Genomic DNA, 8,781 nt, shown 5'->3' with positions numbered 1-8,781 from the left:
CAGAGTCCGTGCCGTTTGCTGTTTTTATCCTATTAATGACTTATTGGACAGCCCCATATATATAGGAACGTCACGAGCACCCCCAGAATCTATTAGCGCTCAAACAGCCCAGAATCACAGCCGGCTTCCTCTATTAAACCTTTGGGACGGCAGTAAAGAAATTAATTGACCGAAATTATAGAATTATCATTCTAATGAACCCTCTGTTATGGTATTGTGGAATTGGATGATTCTAAAGACAGGGGGGCTTTTGAATGAAGGGGTTTAAATTTTTGCTGACACTGGCAGCACTTGTTCTGTTCCTTGCAGCCTGCGGAACCGATGATGGGGGAGCTTCCGAAGAAGAAGTCAGCGCAGGGGAAGGCAGCAGCGGCCAGACATACACAGTCGGCATTGACACGACCTATCCGCCATTTGAATTTGAAGACAGCAGCGGGAATTACAAGGGGATTGACGTAGAACTGATCAGGGCCATTGCAGAAAACCAGGGGTTTGAGGTAAAGCTGGAACCAATGGATTTTGGCGGGATCATCCCGGCTCTCCAGGCGGGCCAGTTGGACGTGGCGATTGCGGGGATGAGCATTACGGATGAGCGGAAGGAGATCGTTGATTTCTCCGAACCGTATTTTGAAGCGGGGCTGACGCTTGTCGCCCAGAAAGACAACACTGAAATCGGGACGCTTGAAGACCTTGAAGGCAAAACGGTGGTTGTCAAATCCGGCACGACGGGTGCCCAGTTCGCGCAGGATAATAAGGACAAATATGGCTATGAAATCACCGTGCTTGAAGACAGCCCATCAATGTTCCAGGAAGTGTCGAACGGCAATGCGGATGTTCTGATTGAGGACTATCCGGTGATCGCGTATGCCATTGCGGAAAGCAACCTGGACCTGAAGATTGTAGGGGACCGTCTGAACGGTGACCATTATGGAATCGCTGTCCTGAAGGGTGAAAATGCGGATCTCCTCGATATGATCAATGCGGGGCTGCAGGAACTGAAAGACAGCGGCAAGTATGACGAGATCCTGAACACGTATATCTCGGAATAAGCCGGTCAGGCAAACGGCGCGCTGAGGCGCGCCTTTTCCATTTGATCATCAGAGATGTACACCGACGGGGGAGTGAATAAATGGAAACGATCATTGAGTCTCTTCCCATGCTGTGGGAAGGCTTGAAAATGACACTTTATATTTTTGCCATCGCAATTGTCCTCGGTTTTCTGATCGGCCTGGTCATGGCGCTTCTGCGGCTTGCTCCGCTGAAGATCCTGAACTGGATTGCCAAAGTTTTCGTGGATGCGATACGGGGGACCCCGTTCATCGTCCAGCTGTTCTTTATTTACTTCGGGCTGAACTCGTTTGCCTGGGTGTCCCTGGATAACGTATGGGCCGGAATTGTAACCGTTGCCATCAATGCCGGAGCTTATTTCTCAGAAATCATCCGTGCAGGAATCCAGTCCATCGACAAGGGACAGACGGAAGCGGCGCGGTCGCTTGGGCTGAACCAGTCACAGAATATGCGCTTTATCATCCTGCCCCAGGCGTTCCGCAGGATGCTGCCGACGATCACAAACCAGGCGATTATTTCTCTGAAGGACACTTCGCTTCTGTCGATCATCGGCGTAGCCGATCTGACGCAGCGCGGGCGGGTCATCGTCAGCGCCACGTTTGAGCCATTCACCATTTATCTGGCACTCGGAGTCATGTATTTCGTCATCATCTATCTGTTGTCACTCTTGTCCAGTTATCTGGAAAGGAGGTTTGTGCTCCGATGAGTATGATCCAAGTGAAGAACCTGAAAAAATCATTCGGGGAACTGGAAGTCATCAAAGACATTTCGACTGCCGTGGAGCTTTCTGAAGTGGTATGTGTGATCGGGCCTTCGGGTTCCGGGAAAAGCACGTTTCTGCGGTGCCTGAACCGCCTTGAAGAGATATCGGGAGGGCATGTCTATATCGATGGCGTGGATATCACCGATCCAAAAAACAATATCAATGAAATCCGTCAAAAGGTTGGGATGGTGTTTCAGCATTTTAACCTATTTCCACATATGACGGTGCTCGAGAATCTGACGCTCGCCCCGGTCAAGCTTGGCAAGCTGAAATCGGATGCCGCCAAGAAAAAGGCGCTTGGTCTGCTGGAGAAGGTAGGTTTGGGCGCCAAGGCCGAGGCCTATCCGGGTGAACTGTCGGGCGGCCAGAAGCAGCGTGTGGCTATTGCCAGAGCGCTGGCGATGGATCCGAAAGTGATGCTGTTTGACGAGCCGACTTCTGCTCTTGATCCGGAAATGGTCGGGGATGTTCTCGCGGTCATGAAGGATCTTGCGAAAGAAGGCATGACGATGGTTGTCGTGACCCATGAGATGGGCTTTGCCGCTGAAGTCGCAGACCGGGTGCTGTTCATAGACGGAGGCTACATCGTCGAGGAAAATGTTCCGAACGAACTGTTCGGCAATCCTCAAGAAGTGAGGACAAAAGCATTTCTGAGCAAGGTGCTATAAATTAAGCCGGAAACCGTTTCTCTTCGCCGAGAAGCGGTTTTTCCAGTGTCGGCAGCCGGTTAATATTAGGTTCACAAACGTTCATGAAAGATTATCGAGCGGCGGAGATTGGCATCGCTCCCGCTTGTCCGGCATCCCGCGGTATTGCACAATGGAGTCAGGAAAGAGGGGATGAACGTGAAGATTCTTGTAGTAGATGACGATCCCGGGATCCGTGAACTGGTCCGGATCACCCTCGCGGATGCCGGATACGGAGTGGTGGCTGCACCAGATGCGATTGGGGCACTGATGATGCTGGGTTCCGAAAAACCGGATCTGGCCATTGTCGATGTCATGATGCCCGGAATGGACGGCTTTGCCCTTACGAAAGAGCTTAAGTCGTTCAGGGACATCCCCGTACTGCTTCTGACGGCCAAGGGTGCTCTGGAAGACAAGGAACGCGGTTTCCGGGCAGGATCGGATGACTATGTCGTAAAGCCGTTCGAGCCGAAGGAGCTGCTGTTCCGCGTGGAAGCGATTCTCCGGCGCTACAGGAAGGACGAGGAGGCGCCGATCTTGGCCGGAGCGCTCGAAATCGACCGGCAGAGCTATGAAGTGACTTGCGGCAGCCGGACACTGCTGCTTCCATTGAAAGAATTTGAGCTGCTGGCGATCCTTGCCTCACGGCCAAATGTGGTGTTTGAGCGCGATATGCTTCTGGAGCAGGTGTGGGGATTGGACTATGAGGGAGATGACCGGACGCTTTCAGTCCACATCAAACGGATCCGCGACCGCCTGGAAGGGCTCACGGACCAAGTGGAGATCGTGACTGTCAGGGGTGTCGGGTATAAGCTGGAGGTCCGGCCATGAAGTCGCTTTACGGGAAGTTCGTGCTTTCTTCCGTCCTTGTTCTTGTATCAGGCCTTGTCCTGGCCTATCTGGTCGTCAACACGGTGTATCACCGGGATATGAAGGAAGACAATGACGCAAAGCACGTGGCCATCGCGGAATCGATGGCTGATTTCATCGAGAATACCGATGGACTGGATCTTAACCAATTCCTGAACACACAGGCAGACGCCGGCTATATCCTGTATGCGACGGACCGGGAAGAGGGCGGTTCTTTCTACGGCGGCCCGTTCAAAAGCAGGCAGCTTCCGCCGGAAACGGTCGGATCGGTGCTGTCAGGAGAGATTTACCACGGCATGCGGAATCTGCCGGCGGAGACGTTCTGGTCCGGTTATTTTGCCAATGATCTTGCCAATACAGTCGGCGTTCCATTCACATACGACGGGCGGCCGCATGCGCTATTTATCCGGCCTGATATTGGGCTGCTGTTCAATGAGCTTCACTGGCTGACGGCGATCATGCTTGTGTCGTTTGCGATGGTCGGGTTCCTTGCTGTACTATTCACGGCCAAGCGCCTTATCCGGCCGCTCACGGAGCTGACAGAGGCGACGAACCGGGTGGCGGAGGAGCAGTTCACGGACCTCCCGGATATCCGGAGGAGCGATGAGATCGGCCAGTTATCCGACAGCTTCCACAGGATGGCGGGCAAGCTTGCGGAAAATGATCTGGCGCGCAAGGCATTTATCAGTGACGTCTCGCACGATTTCCAGTCGCCGCTCCAGAATATGAAGGGGTATGCGACACTTCTGATGGATCCTGCTCTGCCGGAGGAGCGGCGGCTGGAATACGCTGGGATCATTCAAAGTGAATCTTCAAGGCTTTCAACCCTTTCCGGACAGCTGCTGCTCCTGACATCGATCGACCAGTTCACCGGGCTGCCGGAGCGGGTCCGCTTCAGTGTCACGGACCAGGTCAAAGAGATGGTCCGCACGATGCGCTGGCCGTTCGAGGAAAAAGGGATTTCTGTCTCGCTTGATGCAGACAGCGCCAGCCTTGCGGGTGACCGGGAATTGCTGGGGAAGATCTGGGAAAACCTCTTGTCAAATGCGGCCAAGTACACGCCGGAGGGCGGAGAAGTGAAGATTTCCGTCAGGGAGACACAGGATGCCGTAGCGGTCATCGTGGATGACTCCGGCCCCGGAATCCCGCCGGAAGAGAGGGAACGGATCTTTGATCGTTTTTACCGGTCCGACAAAGCGCGCGGCCAAGGCGGCACAGGGCTCGGACTATCGATTGCCGGTGAAATTGCATCGCTGCACGGCGGCAGCCTGACGGCTTCGGAATCGCCTGCCGGAGGTGCCAGGTTGACCGTTACCCTGCCCAAGAAAGGCACGGATTGACCATTTTGTCACCCTGAGTTCATCTTCCGTTCAACTTGTGATTCTATAATGAAATCATCAAGTAAACGGAGGGGTTCAATATGCAAGATAAATGGAGTTTGCGCCTGATGCGCATTGCCGCTATTTTTGGTCTGATCGGAACGGTGCTCGGCTCTCACATGGCGGGTTCAGGGTCATATGCGTTCCGCCCGATCCACGCCCATATTCTGCTTGTCGGCTGGCTGTCGCTGTTTGCGTGGGGCGTCTTCTATAATCTGTATGCGATCCGTTCCCAAAAGCTCGTTGCGATTCAGGGGTGGACGGGTATCATCGGTGCAATCGGCCTGACTGCAGGGATGTGGATGCAGTTCATGCAGCCATTCGGCATTGATGAGACGTTCTCGCTCATCTTCTATATCGTCGGAGGAACCATTCTTCTGATTGCGTTTGCCCTGTTCGTCGCGGTCACGTTTATGACAGTCAAAGGACAAGGTCAGCGATGAAAGGAAAACGGAAGTACTGGGCCACCCTGCTGATCTGGGTGATTGCAGCAGCCGTGCTGTCATCAGTGGCACCGGGTGCAAAGGAATTCTTCGTGCCAAATCAAAATTCCGGGCTTCCGGCGGACGAAATGTCGATTGTTGCCACGGATAAAGTCAATGAATACTTTCCTGCAGAACAGGAAGGGGTACCGGCTATTGTCGTCGCAGAAAATGAGGACGGCCTGACAGACGCACAAATCACCGGCTTCGCAGAAGCGATCGGGGGGCTCGAGAAAGACTTCGAGGAGGTGTCCTCTGTCCCTGCACAAGCACTTCTCGGAGAGCGGGATGCGTTTCTATCCGAGGACGGAACGGTGTTTTTTGCACCGGTCAATGTCCCGGGATTGGAAGGCAGCGAGTTGAAGGCGCTCCTTGACGAGATGAAGGAAACGGTTGCGGCGGATGCCGGGGACGGGATGGATATTTACTGGACCGGCCCTGCCGGCATCACGGCGGATGCAGTCGAACTGTTTTCGCGGGCGGATGTGGTCCTCCTCCTGTCTACAGTGGCGATTATCCTCGTTTTGCTGCTGATCATCTACCGCTCGCCGCTGCTCGCGCTCATTCCCCTGGCCGGGGCGTCGATCGTCTACGCGGTCGTCGACAGAGTGGTCGGCCTCGGTGCGGATGCGGGCTGGTACGTCACTGAAAGCCAGTCAAATTCAATCATGCTGGTTCTGTTGTTTGCGGTCGTCACCGACTACTCCCTGCTTGTCTTCTCCCGATTCCGCGAGGAGTTGCGGACACACAAAGATTCCGCAGAAGCAATGGATGCGGCTGTCCGGGGCGTGCGGGAACCGATTTTCTTTAGCGGAAGCACGATTTTCCTCGGCGTCCTGACGCTCTTCTTTACACTTTACGAGTCGTACAGGAATTTTGCACCAATGTTCGCGATTGCGGCAGCAGTCATGCTGATTGCCGGCCTGACACTGATTCCGGCGCTGTTTGCCATCGCGGGCCGCCGTGCGTTCTGGCCAAAAATCCCGTCCTGCGGAGAACAGGCTCGTGAAAAGAAAACAATCTGGGCGCGGGTCGCCGAGAAGGTTTCGGGCCGGCCCGTGGCGTTTCTGGTGCCTGTCCTCGCGCTCATGGTTCTGGCATCCATCAACACAGTGAACTACAAAGAATCGTTTGACCTCATCAAGTCGTTCCCGGAAGACTTGTCATCACGGGAAGGGTTTGAGGTCCTCGGCTCCGCTTTCGGTGAAGGCGAATTGGCTCCGGGCACGGTGCTCGTCGTGTCCGACGAGGAGATCACCCATCAGGAAGCGGAAGCCCTTGCAGAGCGGATCGGGGAAGAGCCGGGAATAGCGGGCACCTCCTTCCAGGGCATCCCGGTGTCCGAAGAAGGCCACGCCGCACGGGTCACCGTCACCTTTGCAGATAACCCATACAGCGGCGAAGCCCTCAATGCGGCGGATCGCCTGAGGGAACACGGCCAGGAGATTGCGAAAGATGCCGGCATCGATGCCGCAGAGTTCCACCTGGCGGGCCAGAGTGCGATCCACGCAGACCTGAGGGACATCAATAACCGCGATACGCTTTTTGTCATGATTTCTGTTGTGCTCCTGATCACGGTGATGCTCGCTTTCCAGACCCGCTCATTGATCGCGCCGCTTTATCTGATCGGCACACTTCTGTTGTCGTATGCGGCGGCTCTGGGACTCTCGATCTTCCTGTTCAAGCTCCTTTTCGGACTGGATGAGATCAGCTACCGCATCCCGCTTTACACGTTCGTCTTCCTCATCGCGCTGGGCGTCGACTACTCCATCATGCTCATCGCCCGGATCCGTGAGGAGAAAACACACAACGAGCTGCATGAGGCCGTGAAGCTCGGCCTGGAGAAGACGGGCGGGGTCATCAGTTCGGCAGGGCTAATCCTTGCCGCGACATTCCTCGTACTCGCGACGATGCCGATTTATGAGCTGAAGCTGTTTGGCATCATGATGGCGCTGGGTATCCTGCTGGATACGTTCGTCATCCGTCCACTGCTGATTCCATCCATTATTCTTCTGCTTGGCAAACGCAGCGGCCTCTAATCATTCAACAAGCCCCGCGGCATGGTCGTTTTGATCATGCCGCGGGGCTTTTTTCGTCTTATTCTACTGTAATTTCCTTGGTCGGCATCGTATGCTGGCCACGTGCGGTCGTATGCGGCGTCACCTTGTAGGTGCCCGGCTCATCGAACGTCTTTTTGATCGTGTACGATTCTTTCCCGTCGAATTCAGCGAGAATCATCTCGCTTTCTCCGGCTTCATTCACGATTTCGTACTTGACTTCATCCGCGTCTTCAACGATTTCATCATTCATCGTGACGATTGAACGGATGGTGACTTCCTCGCCGGTGCCGGACGTTTCGGGAAGCTGCAGATCGACTTCGAGCGGATGCACGCCTTTATCCGATTCCATATCGCCATGCTCTGTGTGGCTGTTTTCTTGGCCGCCGCTGCTTTCAGCGCCTGTTGACTCCTCTTCGCCGGTACCGCAAGCGCCGAGCAGGAGGACCAGAAGGACGGACAGAAAAGTAAATTTGACTGTTTTCATGCAGATGACCTTCTTTCCGTTTTTACTAATTCCATCTAACCATATGAGCAGTCGCCATATATGACAATTAAGGGACGATTACGGCTATTCCGTGACAGGCGCCCTCGCCGGCCGCCTATGCTCGGACAGGGTAGGCAGGACCATGCCGAAGAGGATGACAATGATGCCTGCAAGCTGTATGCCGGAAAACGGCTCGTGCAGGAGCAACACGGAAACGGTGACTGCAACGGGCAGCTCAGCCGAGCTCAAAATCGAAGAAAGACCGGAACCGACGTGTGGCACCGCAAGACCGAACAGGGCTACCGGCAGGACGATTCCAAATACGCCGAGCAGTAGCCCAAACGTCCAGAGGCCGTCCGGCAAGCTTCCGTTCCACAGAATCTCGGGTGATTGGAAAACCGAAATTACTATGACAGCGACAAATGAGGTGACAAGCAGCCGGGTGAGCAAATCCATGCCCCCGACCGCTTTGCGGTTCGAAAAGACAAATAGCGAGAAGGTGAGTGCGGCGGACATTCCCCATGCCCAGCCCTGCCACGGAATCCCGGTCAGGTCGGTGCCGATCAGGCCGGCCGCCAATACCGTACCGGCAAACAGAAGAACCAGGGAAAAGACTTCTGCACGGTTCGGCAGACGCTTTCTGGCGATGCAGTCGATCAGCATCCCGATCCAGGTAAACTGGAACAGCAGGACGACAGCAAGGGATGCGGGCAAATAGACCAGCGACTTCCCGTAGACAATGCCGGTCGCCGCCGTGAATATGCCCGCCGGGATTAATGCCGATGCTCCTTTCAGGTTCGGCAGCCCGCGGTGGACGGCAGCAAACAGCAGCAGCGCCAGGAAAAAGCCTGTCATGTATTGGGCGGTGACCGCTTCGGATGTTGTGAATCCTGCGTTCATGGCAAGCTTGATGATAGTTGAAAGGATGCCGTAGCAGGACGAACCTACTGCGATCATCACGGGATACATCCATTTTGGCATTTCAGCGG

9 protein-coding genes are annotated in these 8,781 nt (G+C 54.8%); 7 read left to right on the top strand and 2 right to left on the bottom strand.

Features of this window, described 5'->3' with window-relative positions; all coding sequences use genetic code 11:
- Positions 1–254 precede the first annotated feature (254 nt).
- The 7 genes from KHA84_RS13505 (at position 255) to KHA84_RS13475 (ending at position 7,287) form a co-directional block, all read left to right on the top strand.
- Complete coding sequence (locus KHA84_RS13505) at positions 255–1,049, top strand: transporter substrate-binding domain-containing protein (RefSeq protein WP_213424039.1); 795 nt, start codon at positions 255–257, stop codon at positions 1,047–1,049.
- Positions 1,050–1,129: 80 nt separating this feature from the next.
- On the top strand, positions 1,130–1,774 hold the full coding sequence (locus KHA84_RS13500) for an amino acid ABC transporter permease (protein ID WP_213424038.1): 645 nt from the start codon (positions 1,130–1,132) through the stop codon (positions 1,772–1,774).
- The gene (locus KHA84_RS13495) at positions 1,771–2,499 is read left to right on the top strand and encodes an amino acid ABC transporter ATP-binding protein (RefSeq protein WP_272875309.1); all 729 of its coding nucleotides are present in this window, start codon (positions 1,771–1,773) and stop codon (positions 2,497–2,499) included. Before KHA84_RS13500 ends, KHA84_RS13495 begins: the two co-directional genes overlap by 4 nt.
- A gap of 177 nt (positions 2,500–2,676) precedes the next feature.
- Positions 2,677–3,348: a response regulator transcription factor gene (locus tag KHA84_RS13490; RefSeq protein ID WP_213424037.1), complete on the top strand. Its 672-nt coding sequence runs from the start codon at positions 2,677–2,679 to the stop codon at positions 3,346–3,348.
- A complete protein-coding gene (locus KHA84_RS13485; RefSeq protein WP_213424036.1) occupies positions 3,345–4,727 on the top strand; it encodes a HAMP domain-containing sensor histidine kinase in 1,383 nt (460 codons plus the stop codon). Before KHA84_RS13490 ends, KHA84_RS13485 begins: the two co-directional genes overlap by 4 nt.
- Positions 4,728–4,807: 80 nt before the next feature.
- On the top strand, positions 4,808–5,209 hold the full coding sequence (locus KHA84_RS13480; protein ID WP_213424035.1) for a hypothetical protein: 402 nt from the start codon (positions 4,808–4,810) through the stop codon (positions 5,207–5,209).
- On the top strand, positions 5,206–7,287 hold the full coding sequence (locus KHA84_RS13475) for an MMPL family transporter (RefSeq protein ID WP_213424034.1): 2,082 nt from the start codon (positions 5,206–5,208) through the stop codon (positions 7,285–7,287). Before KHA84_RS13480 ends, KHA84_RS13475 begins: the two co-directional genes overlap by 4 nt.
- Before the next feature lie 58 nt (positions 7,288–7,345).
- On the opposite strand, the gene KHA84_RS13470 is transcribed toward KHA84_RS13475, so the two are convergent.
- On the bottom strand, positions 7,346–7,792 hold the full coding sequence (locus KHA84_RS13470) for a FixH family protein (protein ID WP_213424033.1): 447 nt from the start codon (positions 7,790–7,792) through the stop codon (positions 7,346–7,348).
- Between the two features lie 84 nt (positions 7,793–7,876).
- Positions 7,877–8,773: an EamA family transporter gene (locus tag KHA84_RS13465; RefSeq protein WP_213424032.1), complete on the bottom strand. Its 897-nt coding sequence runs from the start codon at positions 8,771–8,773 to the stop codon at positions 7,877–7,879.
- Between the last annotated feature and the right edge of the window lie 8 nt (positions 8,774–8,781).

This window comes from Bhargavaea massiliensis (assembly GCF_018390575.1).
Lineage (GTDB): Bacteria > Bacillota > Bacilli > Bacillales_A > Planococcaceae > Bhargavaea > Bhargavaea massiliensis.
This window is presented reverse-complemented; position numbering and strand designations above follow the sequence as displayed.

What these genes read in the sequence shown, in the direction of transcription:
- KHA84_RS13470 (WP_213424033.1), bottom strand. Translation starts at nt 7,792, where the DNA reads ATGAAAACAGTCAAATTTACTTTTCTGTCCGTCCTTCTGGTCCTCCTG.
- KHA84_RS13505 (WP_213424039.1), top strand. Translation starts at nt 255, where the DNA reads ATGAAGGGGTTTAAATTTTTGCTGACACTGGCAGCACTTGTTCTGTTC.
- KHA84_RS13480 (WP_213424035.1), top strand. Translation starts at nt 4,808, where the DNA reads ATGCAAGATAAATGGAGTTTGCGCCTGATGCGCATTGCCGCTATTTTT.
- KHA84_RS13500 (WP_213424038.1), top strand. Translation starts at nt 1,130, where the DNA reads ATGGAAACGATCATTGAGTCTCTTCCCATGCTGTGGGAAGGCTTGAAA.
- KHA84_RS13465 (WP_213424032.1), bottom strand. Translation starts at nt 8,773, where the DNA reads ATGCCAAAATGGATGTATCCCGTGATGATCGCAGTAGGTTCGTCCTGC.
- KHA84_RS13485 (WP_213424036.1), top strand. Translation starts at nt 3,345, where the DNA reads ATGAAGTCGCTTTACGGGAAGTTCGTGCTTTCTTCCGTCCTTGTTCTT.
- KHA84_RS13495 (WP_272875309.1), top strand. Translation starts at nt 1,771, where the DNA reads ATGAGTATGATCCAAGTGAAGAACCTGAAAAAATCATTCGGGGAACTG.
- KHA84_RS13475 (WP_213424034.1), top strand. Translation starts at nt 5,206, where the DNA reads ATGAAAGGAAAACGGAAGTACTGGGCCACCCTGCTGATCTGGGTGATT.